The organism is Delftia sp. HK171 (assembly GCF_001886655.1).
GTDB lineage: Bacteria > Pseudomonadota > Gammaproteobacteria > Burkholderiales > Burkholderiaceae_C > Comamonas > Comamonas acidovorans.
Genome location: NZ_CP018101.1, coordinates 4220658 through 4238172, shown reverse-complemented (window position 1 = coordinate 4238172; position 17515 = coordinate 4220658). Strand labels below are relative to the sequence as shown.

General features: G+C 70.5%; 15 protein-coding genes. 9 read left to right on the top strand and 6 right to left on the bottom strand.

What is annotated here, in order from left to right; genetic code table 11:
- The first annotated feature begins 2 nt into the window (after positions 1–2).
- The 6 genes from BO996_RS19100 to BO996_RS19075 are packed head-to-tail and all read left to right on the top strand — an operon-like array spanning position 3 to position 9683.
- Positions 3–2930 (top strand): DUF4132 domain-containing protein, encoded by a 2928-nt coding sequence (locus tag BO996_RS19100; protein ID WP_071956115.1) that lies wholly within the window; start codon positions 3–5, stop codon positions 2928–2930.
- Complete coding sequence (locus BO996_RS19095) at positions 2930–4054, top strand: ATP-binding protein (protein ID WP_063325523.1); 1125 nt, start codon at positions 2930–2932, stop codon at positions 4052–4054. The genes BO996_RS19100 and BO996_RS19095 overlap by 1 nt, the downstream gene beginning before the upstream one ends.
- On the top strand, positions 4044–6446 hold the full coding sequence (locus tag BO996_RS19090; protein WP_071957161.1) for a DUF5682 family protein: 2403 nt from the start codon (positions 4044–4046) through the stop codon (positions 6444–6446). The genes BO996_RS19095 and BO996_RS19090 overlap by 11 nt, the downstream gene beginning before the upstream one ends.
- A 47-nt stretch (positions 6447–6493) precedes the next feature.
- Positions 6494–7687, top strand: coding sequence for a VWA domain-containing protein (locus tag BO996_RS19085; RefSeq protein ID WP_071956114.1), 1194 nt, complete (start codon positions 6494–6496; stop codon positions 7685–7687).
- A complete protein-coding gene (locus BO996_RS19080) occupies positions 7684–9372 on the top strand; it encodes an SWIM zinc finger family protein (protein WP_071956113.1) in 1689 nt (562 codons plus the stop codon). The genes BO996_RS19085 and BO996_RS19080 overlap by 4 nt, the downstream gene beginning before the upstream one ends.
- Positions 9369–9683, top strand: a complete 315-nt coding sequence (locus tag BO996_RS19075) for a hypothetical protein (protein ID WP_071956112.1) — start codon at positions 9369–9371, stop codon at positions 9681–9683. The genes BO996_RS19080 and BO996_RS19075 overlap by 4 nt, the downstream gene beginning before the upstream one ends.
- Here BO996_RS19075 and BO996_RS19070 read toward each other — a convergent pair.
- Together BO996_RS19070 and BO996_RS19065 are read right to left on the bottom strand one after the other, a co-directional pair.
- Positions 9668–10495, bottom strand: coding sequence for an isocitrate lyase/PEP mutase family protein (locus BO996_RS19070; RefSeq protein WP_071956111.1), 828 nt, complete (start codon positions 10493–10495; stop codon positions 9668–9670). The genes BO996_RS19075 and BO996_RS19070 overlap by 16 nt on opposite strands.
- Positions 10496–10515: 20 nt before the next feature.
- Positions 10516–11697, bottom strand: a complete 1182-nt coding sequence (locus tag BO996_RS19065) for a hypothetical protein (RefSeq protein WP_083571176.1) — start codon at positions 11695–11697, stop codon at positions 10516–10518.
- 100 nt (positions 11698–11797) lie between these two features.
- On the opposite strand from BO996_RS19065, the gene BO996_RS19060 reads away from it, so the two are divergent.
- Both BO996_RS19060 and BO996_RS19055 read left to right on the top strand, forming a co-directional pair.
- Complete coding sequence (locus BO996_RS19060; protein WP_225971107.1) at positions 11798–12124, top strand: hypothetical protein; 327 nt, start codon at positions 11798–11800, stop codon at positions 12122–12124.
- A gap of 38 nt (positions 12125–12162) precedes the next feature.
- Positions 12163–13128: a hypothetical protein gene (locus BO996_RS19055; protein ID WP_071957159.1), complete on the top strand. Its 966-nt coding sequence runs from the start codon at positions 12163–12165 to the stop codon at positions 13126–13128.
- Positions 13129–13161: 33 nt separating this feature from the next.
- Here BO996_RS19055 and BO996_RS19050 read toward each other — a convergent pair whose 3' ends face one another.
- Complete coding sequence (locus BO996_RS19050) at positions 13162–13656, bottom strand: hypothetical protein (protein WP_071956110.1); 495 nt, start codon at positions 13654–13656, stop codon at positions 13162–13164.
- 181 nt (positions 13657–13837) lie between these two features.
- On the opposite strand from BO996_RS19050, the gene BO996_RS19045 reads away from it, so the two are divergent.
- Positions 13838–14167 carry a hypothetical protein gene (locus BO996_RS19045; RefSeq protein ID WP_071956109.1) on the top strand — a complete coding sequence of 110 codons (330 nt, stop codon included), beginning with the start codon at positions 13838–13840 and terminating at the stop codon, positions 14165–14167.
- Between the two features lie 132 nt (positions 14168–14299).
- Here the strand turns inward: BO996_RS19045 and BO996_RS19040 are convergent, their stop codons facing one another.
- From BO996_RS19040 to BO996_RS19030, 3 genes are read right to left on the bottom strand one after another with little or no spacing between them, the layout of a single operon-like run.
- Entirely contained in the window at positions 14300–15523 is a 1224-nt protein-coding gene (locus BO996_RS19040) for a DUF1501 domain-containing protein (RefSeq protein WP_071957158.1), read from the bottom strand.
- A gap of 5 nt (positions 15524–15528) precedes the next feature.
- Positions 15529–16899, bottom strand: coding sequence for a DUF1800 domain-containing protein (locus BO996_RS19035; RefSeq protein ID WP_071956108.1), 1371 nt, complete (start codon positions 16897–16899; stop codon positions 15529–15531).
- 57 nt (positions 16900–16956) lie between these two features.
- Positions 16957–17514: a periplasmic heavy metal sensor gene (locus BO996_RS19030; RefSeq protein WP_442856931.1), complete on the bottom strand. Its 558-nt coding sequence runs from the start codon at positions 17512–17514 to the stop codon at positions 16957–16959.
- Between the last annotated feature and the right edge of the window lies 1 nt (position 17515).

Sequence of the window (17515 nt, the reverse complement as noted above, 5' to 3'; positions counted from 1 at the left end):
CCATGACCTCTTCGACCCTAGAACACACCGACCAGGCCACGCTGGAGGAACTGAGCGCCTCGCTGCCGCCCGCCGAGCTGGTCCAGGTGCTGGCCAGCCGCATGCGCGCGGGCCGGCATGACGAAGTGGGCGCCTTCACGCGCAAGGCCTTCGACGACTATTCCAACCCCATCCGCGCCCTGGGCAACTTCGATCTGCCCTGGACCCATGACCATGACCTGTGGCTGGCCTTCGCGCGGCAGACCATCCCCTTCGGGCGCAGGATTGACGGCAGCCTGGACGGCGACATTCCACGCCACAGCCCCGAGCTTGCGGCCGAGTTCGAGCAGATGGCGCGCGCCAGCCTGGCCCGTCCACCTGCGCCGGACGGCGACAACGACTACCGTGAAATCCGCATCCTGGACATGTTCGGCTGGCTCTGGTACCCGGGCATCAGTCGTGAACGGGTGATGCAGCTGCTGGACTGGGCCGCAGAGCTGAACGTCCAGTCCGGTGGCGGGTATGACAGAGCCGACTGGAAGCTGCTGCTGGGCAGCCTGGACGACCAGGACCTGATGGAGCTGGCCGAGCGCGGCGGCGCGCTCTATGCCGACATCCGCGATGTCTACATGAAGCGGCACCGCGACGTTCCGCACCCGCAGCGCTGCGCGCCCTGGTACGACTTCTACCGCCGCCATCCCGACTGGTTCGACGACAAGCCCATCAACGAAGACCCGGGCCTGATCGCGCTGCGCTGGGACCTGGGCGCCGATGCCCAGCGGCGCCTGGAACTGGTCAACCTGCTGCTGGGCAGGGCGGACCGCGAGCCAGTTGATTACTTCATTCCCATTTTCGACCGCCTGGTGCGGGAGGATGCCGCGCCCTTCGTCGCCTGGATCGAAGGATGGCAGCCCAAATACCACTTCGATGCGGTGGTCGCCCAGCAGATCTGGAAGGCACGCTACCCGGAGCTTTTGCCCCATCTGCTGCGCTGCATATTGCAGGTGTCGCGCATTGAGCCCTTCATCGGGCTGCTCGACCAGATGCTGGCCGAGCAGCCCGACTACCTGCGCGAGATTCCCACCGTGCGCCTGGCCCCGCTGCTGGCTCAGCTGGACCCGGCCATGCTGCATGCCCGGCTGCCCCTGCTGGGCGAACTGCTGGCGGCCAGCAGCTCGCGGGCGCTGCGCGAAGCGGTGGCGCGCTTCATGCAAGGGCTGGATGCGCAGGCCGTAGGCGCTGTCTTCGAGTCCAACGCCTGGCTGCAGCGGCGCGAGAAGGCGATGCAGCTGGCCTGCCGCGACATCCTGCTGGCCCATCCCGATCCCGGGGTCGCGCCGCTGCTGCAGGCGCTGCTGCGCACGGGCCTGGACCTGGGCTCCGAAAGCATGGTCGAGGGCCGGCTGCTGGCCCTGGGCGTCCCAGTGCCGGGCGCTCTGACCGTGGAGCAGGGTGAGGAGGGCCGTGTCCTACTCGATGCGCTGGAGGCCCGCGTGGCGCGCTTCAAGCGCTTTTCCAGCAGCATCAAGGCCTATGACCAGCCAGAGACCCTGGCCCTGTTCGCGCCGCTGTCCGAGCATGCGGCACGCACCGTGCTGCACCTGGTGGCCACGGCCGAGGAAGAACTGCCGCCGCTGGTGGAGCAGTTGCTGGCCCATGTGCCGGCCGAAAGCCGCGCCCAGCTGTCCCTGCACCTGGTCAATGCCTGGGTGGCCCTGGAGGGCGAGCCCAAGGCGCGCTGGGCGCTGCGGCTGGCCACCGGCCATGTCGATGACCGCCTGGTGCAGACCCTGGTGGCCGCCGTGAAGGCCTGGGGCTGGAGCAAGAAGCTGCGCGCCATCATCGCCGTGGAGCAGCTCGGTGCGCTGGACACGCTGTACGCGCTGTCCCAGGTCCAGACCCTGTCCAGCTCGCGCAAGCTCAAGGACCTGGTGATTGAAGCCACGCATGACGCGCTCAAGGCGGCCGCCCAGCGGCGCGGCCTGAGCCTGATCGAGCTGTATGACGAGCTGACGCCTGATTTCGGCCTGGGCGGCGAAGGCCTGGTGCTGGAGGTGGGCCCGCAGCGCTACCGCCTGCAGCTGCAGGGCGACCTGAGCCTGCGCGTGGTGGGCGACAAGGGCAAGGCCTCCAAGACCCTGCCCGCGCTCAAGGACGAATCGCTGCGTCTGCAGTGGAATGCGGCCCAGGCCGAATTCAAGACCGTTGCCGCTGGCGTCAAGGCCATCGCCAAGCAGCAGGTGCCGCGCCTGGGTACCGCCTTCATGACGGGACAGCGCTGGTCCGTCCCGCGCTGGCGCAGATTGTTCCTGCTGCATCCCCTGCTGCGCATCGTGGGCCGCAGCCTGATCTGGCGGCTGGAGCAGGGCGCCAGCTTTCGCATTGCCGAGGACTTTTCCCTGCTCGACGCCACCGACGATGCCGTGGAGCTGCCCGACGACGCACAGGTGCTGCTCTGGCATCCGGTCGATGCCGCAGCGGGCGAGGTTGAGGCCTGGCGCACCTGCCTGGCCGACTACGAGCTGCAGCCGCTGATCGACCAGCTGAACGCAGGCGCACAACTGCCCGAAGCCGGGCAGTGGAAGAACCATGCCCTGCACCCTGCCGGCCCGCTGCAGATACGCCAGGGCGCGCTGTCCGGCCTGCTGGCCAAGTGGAACTACCGCCCCGGCCCCGTGGGGGACGGCCCCGGCATCTACGAGCACAAGCTGGACCTGGCAGGCCCGCAGCTGTACATCGAACTCCACCACGGGCGCTACCTGCCGTTCATGGACCTGGACAACCGCGTGGACATCACCCATGCCGTGGTCTATGACAGCAGCCATCGCGGCGAGGATGGCCGCTGGCCCCGGCTGCAGCCGCAGCAGTGGCCGCGCGCACTGCAGGCCACGCTGATGGCGCAGTTCGCGGCCATCGCCGCCAAATCGGCCAGCACCAAAGAGAGCGACTGATGGCCACCAAACGCATTGCAGCGGCCACCCCGGAGCCTGCCGCCCAGCGGCTGCCGGCCGAGATGGCCCACGCCCAGGAACTTGCGGCCCTGCAGGCCGCCGACCAGGGCCCGCGCCCCGACGGCTGGCGCCTGAGCCCGCGCTCCGTGCGGCGCTTCATCCTGGGCGGTGCGGAACATGACGGCGGCGGGCCGGCCATCGCGCGCAAGATCCACGGCAACGATGCCCTGGTCGAGCGCGCCATCGTCACCCTGGCCGGCCAGCGCGGACTGATGCTGGTGGGCGAGCCGGGCACGGCCAAGTCCCTGCTGTCCGAGCTGCTGGCCGCCGCCATCAGCGGCGACAGCAAGCTCACCGTGCAGGGCGGTGCCGGCGTGGTGGAGGAGCAGATCCGCTACGGCTGGAACTACGCCCTGCTGCTGCGTGACGGCCCTGGCCCCGAAGCCCTGGTGCCCGGCCCGCTGCACCGCGCCATGGGGGAAGGGCGGCTGCTGCGTTTCGAGGAAATCACGCGCTGCTCCACCGAGGTGCAGGACTGCATGGTGCCCGTGCTCTCCGAGCGGCTGCTGCAGATTCCCGAACTCAAGCACGAGCAGCCCTGGCTGCTGGCAAGGCCGGGCTTCAATGTGATTGCCACGGCCAACCTGCGCGATCGCGGCGTCAACGAGATGTCGGCCGCGCTCAAGCGCCGCTTCAACTTCGAGACCATGCGCCCGCTCGAAGGCGTGGCCGCGCAGGCCGCGCTGATAGGGCAGGAGGTGGACCGCGCACTGGCGCAGCAGCGCATCGGCACCACCGTCGCGCCCGATGTGCTGGCCCTGCTGGCCACGGCCTTCCAGGAGCTGCGCAGCGGCAGCGTGGAGGGCACGGCCGTGGAGCGGCCGGGCACCGTGCTGTCCACGGCCGAGGCCATCGACGTGGCCTTCAACGCCGCCTGCCAGTGCTGGTACTTCGGGCAGGAGCAGGTGGGACCCGCCCACCTGGCGCGCCACCTGCTGGGCACGGTGATCAAGGACGACGACGAGGACCGGCGCCGTTTCGCCGAATACCTGCGCGTGGTGGCACGCCAGCGCGCAGGGCAGCCGCAGTGGCAGGACTTTGTCGCAGGCGGCCGTGAGCACTGACGCTGCCGCGTGGCTGGCGCCGCTGCCGCAGCTGCGCCTGGTGCCCGTGCGCCACCACAGCCCGCGCTGCGCCCACCACCTGCGCGCGCTGATGCGCGAGTTCAAGCCCACCCACGTGCTGATCGAAGGCCCGGGCGAGCTCGATGCCCTGCTGCCCGCGCTGCAGCACGCCCAGGCGCGTCCCCCGCTGGCCGCCTACCTGCATGCGGCCATGGTCGGGCCCGGCGCGGCCGAGCAAGACTGGCGCTGCCGTTGCTACGTGCCCTTTGCCGCCTTCTCGCCCGAATGGGTGGCCCTGCGCGAGGCGGCGCGGCTGCGCAGCGCCGTGCGCTTCATCGACCTGCCCTATGCCGACAGGCTGGCGCAGGCCGCGCAGCTGGACTACTTCGCCTGCGCGCCCGAACCCCTGCTGGCCGACGAGCCCGCGCGGCGCGCGCCCGACGTGCTGGCCGGCCTCATCCAGGCCAGCGGCTGCCGCGATTTCGACGAATGGTGGGACCGGCATTACGAATCTGGCAACGAGGACGCCTCGCCCCAGGCGTACTTTGCCGGCGTGCTGGCCTTCAGCCAGCTGCTGCGCGAGCGCGAGCAGGGCACGGGCGGCAGCGGCATGGATGCCGAGGATCTGGCCCGCGAGGCCCACATGGCCGCCCAGGTCAGCGCGGCCCTGGCCGAAGGCGGGCGCTGCCTGGTGGTCTGCGGCGGCTTCCATGTGCCCGGCATCGTTGCCGGCCTCTCGGCCCCCGCCCGGCCTGCGGACGCCAGGCCCGCCATCGATGTGGGCGTGCACCTCATTGCCTACACGCTGCAGCGGCTGGAGCGCGCCAGCGGCTACGCGGCCGGCATGCCCATGCCCGGCTACTACCAGGGCGTATGGCAGGCGCTGGAGCAGGGCGCTTCGCAACCTGATGCCCAGGCCTGGCCCGAGATGGCGGCGCGCACCGTGAACAGCCTGCGTGCCCGGGGCATGCCCGCCAGCCTGCCCGATGCGGCCGAGGCCGTGCGCCTGGCCCATGGCCTGGCCGCCTTGCGCGCCTGCCGCGGCGGTCGGGCCGAGCTGCTGGAGGCGCTGGACAGCGCCGTGTTCAAGGAGCATGCCCAGGCCCTGCGACCGCAGCCCATGGTGCAGCAGACCGGGCAGCAGATTGGTCAATGGCTGCTGGACGCCGACGACTACGGCCAGCTGCCACCCAACGCGCCGGCCGCCCCGCTGCTGGTCGATGTACAGGCCTTCTGCCTGCGCCACCGCCTGCCCGTGCGGCCTGCCGCCCCCGTGCGCAAGGAGCTGGACATCTACCGCAGCGCGCGTCACCGCCGGCTGTCGCAGGGGCTGCACCGCCTGTGCTACCTGGGCGTGCCCTATGCGCAGCGCCTGGCCGGGCCGGACTTCGTGGCGGGCACGGGCTTGGCGCGTGTGCGCGAGGTCTGGACGCTGGGCTGGCAGGTCGAGACCACGGTGGCCCTGACCGAGGCCATGTGCCACGGCTCCAGCCTGGAGGAAGCCGCGGTGCACCTGGTACGCGAGCGCCTGGCGCAGACGGCCCACACGGAGCCCGCGCAGCGCGTGCTGGAGGTGCTGGTCATGGGGCTGGACGGCATCGCCCAGCAGGTGCTGGATACCGTGCAGGGCTGGATGGAGCGCAGCCACGACGCGCTGGCCCTGGCCCGCGCCACGGGCTGCCTGGCCCTGGCCTACGAGGCCCGCCATGCGCTGGGCGGCGTGGGCCTGGCGCGCCTGCTGCCGCTGCTGCGGCGCTGCTTTGCGCAGGCCTGCCTGCGCCTGCCCTGGCTGGGCGAGGGCGATGCATCCCAGCAGGCACAGGCCCTGGATGCCCTGGCCGATCTGCACGGCATGGTCTGCCGCCACGCGCCCTGGGCCGACGCCGGCCTGTTCCACGATGCCTGTGCCGCCTTGCATGAGGCAGGCGCCGACAGCACGCCCGCGCGCGTGCGCGGCGCCACCGCCGGCATTCTGAGCATGGCCGGCCGCTGGCAGATCGCGCAGACCGATGCCGCCCTGCGCGCCATGCTGGGCCTGGCGCAGGTCGATGGCGCCGCCATGGGCGAATACCTGCAGGGCTTTTTGCGCGTGGCCAAGGGCTGGCTGCTCAGCCATCCGCCGCTGCTGCGCCTGCTCAGTGACGGCATTGCGCACTGGCCGGAAGACGCCTTCCTGGCCGGCCTGCCGGCCTTGCGGCTGGCCTTTGCCCAGCTGACCCGCGCCGAACTGCGGCAGCTGGCCGGGCGGCTGGCGGGTCTGTCGGGCGCGGCCACGCCATCCGGCGCAACCACACTGGCCTCCGTGCATCTGCCAACGGACGAGGCCCTTGCGCACAGCCGCGCCTTGGCGGCCCAGGTGGGCCGACTGCTGCAACCCTGGGGACTGTCATGAGCCGGGAAGATCCGCCAATGCACGAACCGCCAATGCACGAGCCGCCAATGCAGGAACAGGCAATCGATGCCGCCACCCTGCGACGCTGGCGCCTCATCCTCGGGCCCGAGGCCGCCCAGCCCCTGGCCGCCGCGCAGCCGCTCGATGCCGCCGATGCGCGCCGCGACGCGGCACTGGACTATCTCTACCAGCGCGAGCACCGCCTGCGCGAGCAGGCGAACACCTCGGGCACCGATGCGTGGCAGGGCGGGGGCGGGCTGTACGCGCGCCAGGGCGGCAGCGGCGTGCCCGAGCCCCAGGCCGTGCACTGGCTGGGCGAGGTGCGCGACCTGTTCCCGCGCAGCGCCGTGGAAACGCTGCAGCGCGATGCGCTGTCGCGCTATGGGCTCCATGGCCTGCTCAGTGACCCGCAGGTCCTGGCCGAGGCCACGCCCAGCATCGAACTGGTGGCCGCCTTGATGGCGGTGCGCACCAGCCTGCCCCCCGAGGTGCTGGCCGAGGCCCGCCGGCTGGTGGCGCGCGTGGTGGCCGATCTGCAGGCGCGGCTGTCCTCGCGCGTGCACTCGGCCCTGGGGCGGCGGCGCAGGCGCCGCAGCAGCCGGGGCCAGGGGCAGATGAGCGATCTGGACTGGCCGCGCACCCTGCGCCACAACCTGCGCCACTACCAGAGCGAGGAGCAGTTGCTGGTGCTGGAGCGCCTGTTCTTCAGGGAGAACGAAGCACAGCGCCTGACCTGGGACCTGTGGCTGGTGGTGGACCAGAGCGGGTCCATGCATGAATCCGTCATCCACAGCGCCGTCATGGGCAGCATCTTTGCGCGCGTGCGCGCCCTGCGCACCCATGTGCTGCTGTTCTCCGATGCCGTGGCCGATGTCACCGGCCAGCTGCATGCGCCCGAAGAGCTGCTGCTGGGCGCGCAACTGGGCGGGGGCACCAACATCGGCGCGGCACTGGCGCATGTGGCCGGGCAGCTTGCCGCGCCGCGCCGCAGCGTGATCGTGCTGATCACCGACCTGTACGAAGGCCATGACGAGGCCCGCGTCATCGCCGAGACCGAGCGGCTGGTTGCCAGTGGCGCCCGCGTGCTGGTGCTGGCTGCGCTGGACCGCCGCGCCCACCCCGACTATGACCGCGACCTGGCCGCGCAGCTGGTGGCGCGCGGCGCCCAGGTTGCCGCCATGACGCCCGACCATCTGGTGGATTGGCTGGCCCGTGCCATGCAGGGAGGGCGATCCTCATGATGCAGGAATGGCTGCGCACCCTGGACGATGACGCCATTGCCGACTGGGCCAACAAGGGCCTGCTCAAGCGCGGGGCCAAGGCCCTGGCGGCGGTGGATGCAGGGCAGTGGGAACTGGCGGCCAACCAGGCCCGCGCCGGCATCGAAGGCCATGTCCAGACTCTGGCCGGCGCGGGCTTTGCCACGCTGCAATGCAGCTGCCCCGCCTTTGGCCCCTGCCACCATCTGTGCGCCTTGCTGCTGGGCCTGCGGGCGCGGCTGGCCCACGAGGCCCCGGCCGATGGCATGGCCCAGGCGCCTGCAGCCCCGTGGCTCGAAGGCGATGCCGGCGCCGTGGCCCAGGCCTTTGGAATGGCCGCCCAGCGCAAGGCCTTGCGCTGGATGGCCCAGGGCTTCGAGGCGGTGCTGGAAGAGGCCCCGACCACCCTGATCGGCGAACTGTCCAACCCTGACGAAGTCACCGTACGCCTGCCGCGTGCCGGTGGCCTGGCGGCGGCCAGTTGCAGCTGCAAGGCAGCGGCCTGCGCCCACCGCGCCCTGGTGGCATTGCAGGCCCGGCGCCTGGCGGGCGCACCCATGCCGGAGCTGCCGGCGCATGCGCTGGAAGCCGGCGCACTGCAGCGGCTGGCCCAGGCGCGCCAATGGCTGACCGGCTGGGTGCTGCAGGGCCGTGCAGGCATGAGCCCGGCCTTCCTCGACCAGGGCGAGGCACTGGCCACCGAACTGCGCCAGGCCGACCTGCCGCGCCCTGCCAGCGTGCTCAACCTGCTGGTACGCGCCTTGCGTGACGAGCGCGCAGGGCGTGCCGGTGCGGCCGAACGCGTGGCGCCCTTGCTGGCCGCGCTGTGGATGCTGCTGCGCGGCCTGGCGCAACAGCCCATGCCACGGCCCTTGAGCGAACTGGCGGGCGTGCACAGGCGCAGCTACCGGCGCGTGCAAGGCCTTTGCCTGCACGCCGTGGCAGCCGAGCTATGGCATGCGCGCGGCGGGCAGCGCGGGTTTTCCGTGCATTTGCAGGACGCGGCCAGCGGTCGGTATCTGACCTGGTCCGCATCGCGCGCCGAAGGCTTCGACCCGGAGTGGGAACCGGCCGGGGCGCTGGACTCGGAAACCCTGGGTGGCCTCACCGCAAGGCAGCTGCTGCAAGGCCCCCATGTGCTGCTGGACGGCTGGGCCAGCGACGATGGCCGCCTGTCGGCGCGCGACGCCACGCGGCTGGCGCCGGCCCAGGCGACCGGCCCGCTGCCGGCCCGGGCGACCGGCGCACAGCCGGTGGCCGACGATCCCCAGGCCCTGCTGCAGCGCCATCTGCAGGAGCTGCATGCCGACCCCTGGCGTCAGCAGCCGCCCCTTTGGGCACGGCTGCAGGTGACCGGCAGCGGCCTGGCGCAGCGGGACGAGCTGCTGCAGCGCTGGACGATTGCATTGCAGTCGCCGGTGCCCGGGCCTTCCCTGTCCCTGGTGGGCGATCTGCACGGCATGCAGGGCAGGGCGGGTGAGGCATTGCGCAGGGAACTGGCGCGCGGCCGCGTGCTGCGGGAAGTCTTTGGCCGCGTGGAATTCGTGGCAGGGCAGCTGCAGATTGCCGTGGCTTCCGTGCGCTGGCAGGACAGCGCGCACTGGCACCATCCCAGCACGGCCTGGCCGGCGCCGCTTGCCGAAGTCGGTGTGGAGAAGGCTCCATGAGCAGTTCAATCAAAGCAAGCAACGAGAGCACCACCGCGCCGCTGCGCCATTGGCTGGCACAAGGCCAGGCCTGGCTGGCCGACATGCAGGCCGCAGGCCTGGCAGGCGCGGGCATGCCGCTGCTGGCCGCCGGCCGGGCCTGGGCCGACGAGGGCGCGTTGCTGGGCTGGGGCGCCCTGGCAAGGCAGATGGACGGCGTGCTGGACCCACAGCTGCCGCCGATGGAGCGCGCGGCCGCCCTGCTCGATATCGCGGTCTGGGTCATGACCGCGCAGCGGCTGCAGGCCGGTGCGGATCAGTCCTTGCCCTGAAAAAAGCCATTGAGTTCGGCGCCCGGCGTGGCCTGGGCGAACGCGTCGAAGCGCCCCGTCTCGGCAATGGAGCGCGCCGCATGCAGAAAGCCGCCCCAGGCTGCGCGCGCCAGTGCGCCGCCCACGCTGATGCGGCGCACGCCCATGGCCTCGGCATCCTGCAGGCTCCATTCGCTGGCCCCTCCGATCAGCAGATTCACCGGCTTGGGCGCCACGGCCGCCACCACGGCACGGATCTGCTCGGCGCTGCGGATGCCGGGTGCGTACAGGCAGTCCGCGCCGGCCTCGGCATAGGCCTTGAGCCGGGCAATGGTGTCGTCCAGATCGGGCCGGCCCACGAAGAAATTCTCCGCACGCCCGACCAGCAAGGTGCCGCCACCTGCCTCGTCGATGGCGGCACGGGCGGCGCGCAGCCGGGCCACGGCTTCCTCGATGCTGCGCAAGGGGTTGGCTGCATCGCCTGTCGAGTCTTCGATGGACAGGCCTGCCACGCCGGTGTCCACGGCCATGCGCACGCTTTCGGCAACCTCCTGCGGACCCAGGCCGAAGCCGCTTTCAAAGTCCGCATTCACGGGCAGATCGGTGGCCGCGACCAGGCTGCGCAGATGCTCCAGCGTCATCTCGCGGGAGATGGCGCCATCGGGCTGGCCCAGCGACCAGGCATGGCCCGAGCTGGTGCTGGCCAGCGCCTTGAAGCCCAGGCCCTGCAGCATGCGGGCGCTGCCCGCATCCCAGGGATTGGGCAGCACAAAGCAGCCCTGGCGGTGCAGGGCGTGGAAGGTGGCGCGCTTTTGTTCGGTGGTGGGGGTCATGGGGGCACTCCGTTGCGGGGTCAGGGCGCTGGTGGAAACAGCAGGGGCCGCGCCGCCAGGGACGGCAGCACGCAAGCCACATCATGGGCGCAGTCCGGCACCACGACGAAGCGGCGTGGCCGCTGCGGCGCAAGCAGCTCGCGCTCGTAGGCCGCGAAGGCGTGGCCTCGCTGCAGCCGGAACGGGCCTTGCAGCATGGCGGCGCAGGACTTGTCGAGGATGGGATAGAACGCGCCCTTGTCCGCGCTGCTGTCCAGGGCGCCTTCCAGGTAGTCGATCTGCGCGGCCGCATAGCGGGCCCGCGCGGCAGCCGCATCGCGCCCCAGGTGGCCGGGCAGGTCCTGCAGGCCGTACTTCCAGCGGTCATGGCCCGGGCAGGCGCTGGCGGCGGGCGGCGCATGGAAGACATAGCTGCACGCCCCCGGAAATGCCGCGCCTGTGCCGCAGGCTGCCCAGTCGGTGCTCTGCCCGGCCATCTGCGGCTGTGGCCGCACGGGATCGAAATACAGCCAGGTGCCCGGGTCGGCGATCACGTAGCGCAAGGTCACGGAGCCCGGCGCATCGGCAGCAAAGGCCACGCTGTGCTGCAGCATCTGCGCCCCTGCCGAAAACCCCGCCAGGGTCACGCTGCGCAGGCCGGGCCAGCGCTGCACGAGCTCGGCCACCAGCGCATCCAGCGCGGCGAAAGAACCTATCGGATGCGGCCCCAGCGAGGGCTCGCCGGCCAGCCAGCCCGCGCAGGTCCATACTGCGTCTGCGCTCCCGGCTGCGGGCACGCCACGGCTGTGGCAATGCGCAGCCTGGTCCTCGGGCACCTGGTACAGCGGGGCGATGACCAGGGTGTCCTGCAGCCGCTGCGCGCCTTCGGCGGCCCGCAGGCCGGCCTCGAAGCTGCGGTTGGCATCGCGCGGATGCCCGTGCATCACCACCAGCGCGGACCGGGGCATGGCGCCGTTGCTGGCCCCCGGCGCCTGCGATGCGTAGTAGCGCATGCGCCCCGCGTCGCCCGGCAGGTTGAAGGATTGCAGGCAGGCGGTGTCGGCCCGGTGCCTGCAAACGGAAGCATCGGCGGAAGCATCGGCGGATGCAGTGGCAGACGCAGCCGCGGTGACAGGTTCGGGAGCTGGCGCTTGCGCCAGCGCCTCGACCGAGATCGCCAGAAACAGCAAAAGCAGGGAGCGCAGAGGACGGATGGACGGCATGTGCGGGACGTCATTCGCAGGGGTGGGTCGGCCTGCTAGTATGCGGGCGGCCGCAAGCCATGGCCTGGCTTGTTTCTCAAGACCCACTCCCTTGTCGCATATGCCACTTCTGCCGCGTTTCAGCCTTGTCCTCGCCTGTCTCGCACTGCCGGCCTTCGTTCACGCCGCAGACTTCGACAAGAAAAACTGCACCTACAAAGGCATCCGCCTCTACGGCAAGGTCCAGATCGTGCACTCCTTTCCCGATATCAAGGTCCAGGCCACCAGCTCTTTCCCGGACCTCAAGGTCAAGGTGGTGGACTCCTTTGCAGACAGTTGCGGTGAGTGGAAGATCGTCACCTCCTTCCCCGACTTCAAGGTCCAGATGGTCAGTTCCTTCCCGGACCTGAAAGTCGACATGGGCAGCTCGTCGCCCGGCGTGCGATAGCCGCCTGGCGCTGTCCAGCATTGCCCCATCGCAGCACCGTGACCTCCTCCACACCCGACGAATTCGAAGCCCTGCACGACCAGGCCTATGCCGACATGGAACGCGGCGCGCTGGCCGAGGCCGCCCAGGCCTTCGAGGCGCTGGCAGCCCACATGCCGGACAACCGCCACTACCACTACATGCTGGGCCTGGCGCGCAAGTACCAGCGCGATTGGCAGCCATCGCTGGAGCACAACCTGCGCGCCATTGCACTGGCCGGGGAAGACGATGAAGCCAGCCTCTGGAATGGCGCCATCGCGGCCACGGCGCTGTCCGACTGGACCACGGCGCGCAGGCTGTGGAAGGCCTGCGGCATCCAGGTGCCCGGCGAGCAGGGGCCCATCGAGGGTGACTACGGCGTGGCCGTGGTGCGCCTGCACCCCTGGCAGGGCGGCGAGACCGTGTTCATGCGCCGCATCGACCCCGTGCGCGCCCAGTTGCTCAACGTGCCGCTGCCCGAAAGCGGCCATCGTTTCGGCGACATCGTGCTGCACGACGGCGCCTCCACCGGCCAGCGGTTCAACGGCCAGCGCGAAGTGCCGGTCTTCAACGAGCTGCAGCGGCTGGAGCCCTCGGCATTCCAGACCTTCGTGGTCTTCATCACCTGCGCCAATGCGCAGGACTTGCAGGAATTGCTGGGTACCGAAGCCCCGGGCATCGGCTATGCCGAGGACTGGACGGCCAGCATCCGCCACTACTGCATGCGCTGCAGCTACGGCACGCCCCACCAGCATGCCGAGGCAGCTTCGCCACGCGAGGGCGAACCGTCCTGGCAGACCGATCGCAACCTGGGCATCGCCGCAGTGGACCGCGCCGCCGTCGATGCCTTGCTCAACGCATGGCAAGCCGGTGGCGCCGGGCGCCGTATCGACGCAGTGCAGACCCGCGAACTGCCCGTGCCCGACGAGGAAGAAAGCTGGGCCTGGTGGGTAGGGCCCGAGGGCGCGGAGGATGAGGCGCCGTAGCTGAGCAATGCGAGCGAGCATGGCCCGCATCGATCACCGAGCCTGTGCGCGGGCCCCCTCAAGTCCGGGCGCGTGAAGCCGGACCCTGAAGCCTTCCGACACGCTGTAGCGAGGGATGCCATGTCCCTCATACCGCCGCATCAGGCCAAGAAAGCGGTGCTTGAGCTGCATGGCCGCGCTGAACTCTTCCCAGGCGATCAGCGCACAGGGTGAATCGCCGTAGGTACTGCAGATGCGCACCTGGCGCTGGTCCGGCTCCATCTGCGCCCAGCCGTCCTCACGCAGGCTGACGGCGCGCACCTGAGGATTGCGCAGATCCAGAAGCGCGGCGAGATAGGGCAGGTCCAGGTCGCTGAGCCAGAAGTAATTGAAGAAGTGGTGCATCACGTCCAGGGCATCAGGCGAGCCTCTGGCTTCGAGATCCATGTGCATGCGTGCGATGCCATCGCAGACGCTCATGCCCCGCACGCGCACGGCGCTCAGCTGGATGTCTTCGGTGGTGTTCTCGGAAGAGTGGGTGTCCTGCATGCTGCCTGGTGAGGTTGGACGGATACGGTGCTTGCCAATGTAGCGTGCGCGGCCCCGGATGGACGATGGACTTGCTTGATCCGCGACGGATTGGCCTTGGCCGTGCGTTGAAGTGATGCGGCAAGCCGGCATCGGCTTTCTGCAAGCAACGTCCGTCCACATCCTTTCAAGGAGAAACACCATGTCCCTGCGCAAAGCCTTCATGCTCGTCATTGCCACTGCTTCGTTGGCCGGCCTCGGCAGCGCCGCATCCGCCGCCACCTGGGACCAGGCCCATCCGCGCCGTGCCGAGGTCAACGGCCGCCTGGCCAACCAGGACCGCCGCATCCACAACGAAGTGCGCAAGGGCGAGATCAGCCATGGCCAGGCGGCTGCGCTGCACCAGCAGGACCACAAGATCCGGCAGGAAGAACGCCTCATGGCCAGCCAGAACGGCGGTCATATCACGCGCAGCGAGCAGCATGTGCTGAACCAGCAGGAGAACCAGGTCAGCCGTGAGATTGGCCACTGAGCGGCCACTGAGCAGCCACTGAGCGGCCACTGAGCGGCCACCGGTCAGATCTCGCCAGTTCTTGCGCACATGGCACAAGGGCCGGCCGCCTTGAGGCGTCGGCCCTTTTTCATGTTGGCGTGCGGCCCGCGTTCAGGCTCTCAGCAATGGCGGCAGCGACCGCGCCGGGACACCGCCTGGCAGGGCATGGCCTTGGGGGAACAGGTTGCGCGCCAGCCGCTGCGGGTCGATGCCGAAGCACTCGCCGGCTGCCGAGGCAATCAGCGCATCGACGCTGGTGGTCGGTTTCAGATCCCGGTTCTCCAATAGCTGGCCGGGCTGCAGGCCAGGCCAGTCGGCCAGCACGCGGCCGCCCTGAACCGCGCCGCCCATCAGCATGGCGACGGCGCCTGTTCCGTGGTCGGTGCCACCGGTGCCGTTGGCCGCAGCCGTGCGGCCGAACTCGGTGGCCACCAGCACCACGGTCTGCGACCAGGCATTGCCCAGGCCGTCATGCAGCGCCGCAATCAGTGCATCGAGGTTCTTGAGCTGGGCTGCCAGCCGGTTGTTTTGTGCACTGTGCGTGTCCCAGCCGCCGGTTTCGATCATGGCGATGCGCGGCCCGTCCTGGCGGGCAAGAAAGCCGGCTGCCAGCTTGCCCAGGCTGGCGCCATCCAGGCGCGGCCGGTTGTTGCCACCGTCCATGGCCACGCCGCGCGTGTCCATGGCGGAAGTCCAGAGAGCATGCAGCTGCGCATCGCCCTCGTAGAGCCTGGCCACGCGCAGCAGCAGGTCGTCACTGGCCTGGGGCAGGGAGGAAGGCGCGTAGGAGGCCACTTCCGCCGGCCCGCGCAGCGCCATGGGCACGGTGGGCGCGAAGGCAATGGCCTCTTCCCGGTGCGGCAACTGGGCGACCAGGCGGTTGAGCCAGCCGTCCTTGATCTGGTAGGGCGCGCTGCCTCCGGTTTCCAGCACGTTCTGGCCGTCGAAATGCGAGCGGTCACTGTAGGGCGATGCGACCGCGTGCACGAACAGCGCCTGGCCCTGGGCGTAGAGCCTACCGGTCTCGGCCAATGAGGCATGCAGCGCGAACATGCCGTCCAGCCGCGTGGCCGCAGCCGTGTCCACGGCGATGGCGCCGCGCAGCCGGGCGTAGCCGGGGTCGGCATAGGGAATCAGGGTCTCCAGCCCGTCGGCCGCGCCGCGCTGGATGATGAACACGAAGCGGCGCTCGGTGGCTGCACGCGCCAGCGCCAGGTGTGGCGCGGCCAGTGCCAGCCCGGTGCCTGCGGCCAGCAGGCCCAGGAAATGTCGGCGATTGCGCCTGGCCATCGTGCTGGTCGCGATGTTCGTGGCGGTCGTATGGATCGTGGTCATGGTGTTCACCTGCGCAGAAAGTCGGGCGAGACCAGCAGCAGCGCGAGTGCGCCGCTGCCGCTTTCGGAGCGGGCAATGGCCTCGGCCGTGCCCGTGCCCAGTGCATCGCCGGGCAGCAATCGGGGTGCCAGCGCGCGCGCATCGACGCTGTTGCCGGCCTGGGCTGCTAGCCGCTGCGCCAGCTCGACACGGCGCACCAGCGCATCGGGCGCAGCCCAGCTGGCGGCGATGTCGTCGTAGCCGGCCGGCGAGCCAGGCCGCCACACCGGCTGGCCGAGCTGGTTGAGCAGGCCGGCAGCCTGTGCACCCTTCAACTCGTGCCGACCCAGTGCGCGCATTGAGGAGACGGCCCATTCCCAGGGTGTCTTGAACTTCGTGGCTGGCGCGGCCCAGGGTTCTGGCGAATCGATCAGCGCGCGGTAGACGGCTGGCAGGTCCCCGCCGCTGCGCTGGTAGGCGGCCGCAAGGCGCTGCACCAGCGCGGGCGGCGGATCGTCGGCGACGAAGTGCCGTGCCAGCTTGGTCGCGACATGGAGCGCGGTAGCGGGGGAGGCCGCCAGGTCGCGCAGGATGGCCAGCGCCTGTTCTTGCCCGCCTGCGGCATAGCTGCGGCTCAGCAGGCGGCGCGGTCCGGGCTCGTGCAATGCCGGGCGGTACTGGAAGCCGGCGCCGGCGGCCGGGCTGCCTGCGTCATTGCCCAGGCTCCAGCCGGTGAGCGCGCGGGCGAACTCGGTCACGTCCTGCTGGGTGTAGCCGCTGCGCACGCCCAGGGTGTGCAGCTCCATGATTTCCCGCGCCAGGTTTTCGTTCAGGCCGCGTGTCTTGTCCGGGTTGCGCCGGGCGGCGCGCTGTGCAGCGGGGCTGGCGGGTCCCACCGACTGGGCCTGGTCCAGATAGACCAGCATGGCCGGGTGGCGCACGGCGGCAAGCAGCAGGTCCTCGAAGCGGCCCAGCACGTGCGGGCGTATGGCCTCGGCCTCGTAGGCGCCGGCCAGGTCGAGCACCACGGGCTTTTCCACCGAGACCGCGAAGTGGTTCGACCAGAAATGCACCAGGCGTTCCACAAACGGCGCGGGTGTGTCGATGGCGCTGGCCAGGCGCGCGTTCACTGCGTCCAGGTAGCCGTTGCGTGCGCCACGGCGCAGCTGCTGGCGGGCGGCGGCGCGCTGGTCTTCAGGCAGGCTGCGCAGCTCGCGCTGCCGGGACTGGTAGTCGGACAGCAACGCGTCCGTGTCCGCGTGACCGGCCCAGGCAGGGGGCTGTGCCTGGTAGCGCGCGAACTGGTCCAGCAGCCAGCGCTGCGGGTCGGCGGGCAGTGCTTCGTCAGGGCGGGCGCCCAGGCCGAAGCGGTTCAGGGCGATGGCGGCAGAATTCATGGCTTCACCTCGAAAAATCGCGGGCGTGGCGAGCGTGGCAGGCGCGTCCTGTGCTCCTCAGCGCCTGGCCGGAGATGCGGGCACATGGAAGGGGCCTTGCTGCGCTGCCAGCCCCTGCACCAGTGTCTGTCGCTCGGCCGGCGTGAGCTGTGCCGCGAAGTCGACCACGTGCGCTTCCACGCGCTCGCGCACCGCCGTGTCGGCGGCCCGGGTGCGTGCCAATGCAGCCTCGACGGCAGCGCGATCGAACTGCGGCGCAGCCAGCAGTCGAACCACCTCGGTGCGGCCTTCGCGGCTGCCCTGGGTCAGCGCAGCAGCCTCGCGCCGCACTTCACGCAGTCCTGTACGGAAAGCCTGGCGCCGCTCGGGCGGCAGGCCGTCTGCGGCAAAGCGCAGTCCGCGCGCAGTGGCCGGGGAGCTGCCTGCCGGTGCTCCGGTGGGCGTTCCTGTCTGCGTGGATGTGGCTACCGACCTGGCCTCGGCCTGGTGTGCCCACCAGCGCCAGGTGCCACCGGCAATGCCGCCCACCAGAAACAGATTCAGCAGGGCAGAGGCCCACAGCCAGCGGCGCAGGTGCGTCGTGCGGGGGGCATCGCCGATGGGGGATTCGTTCATC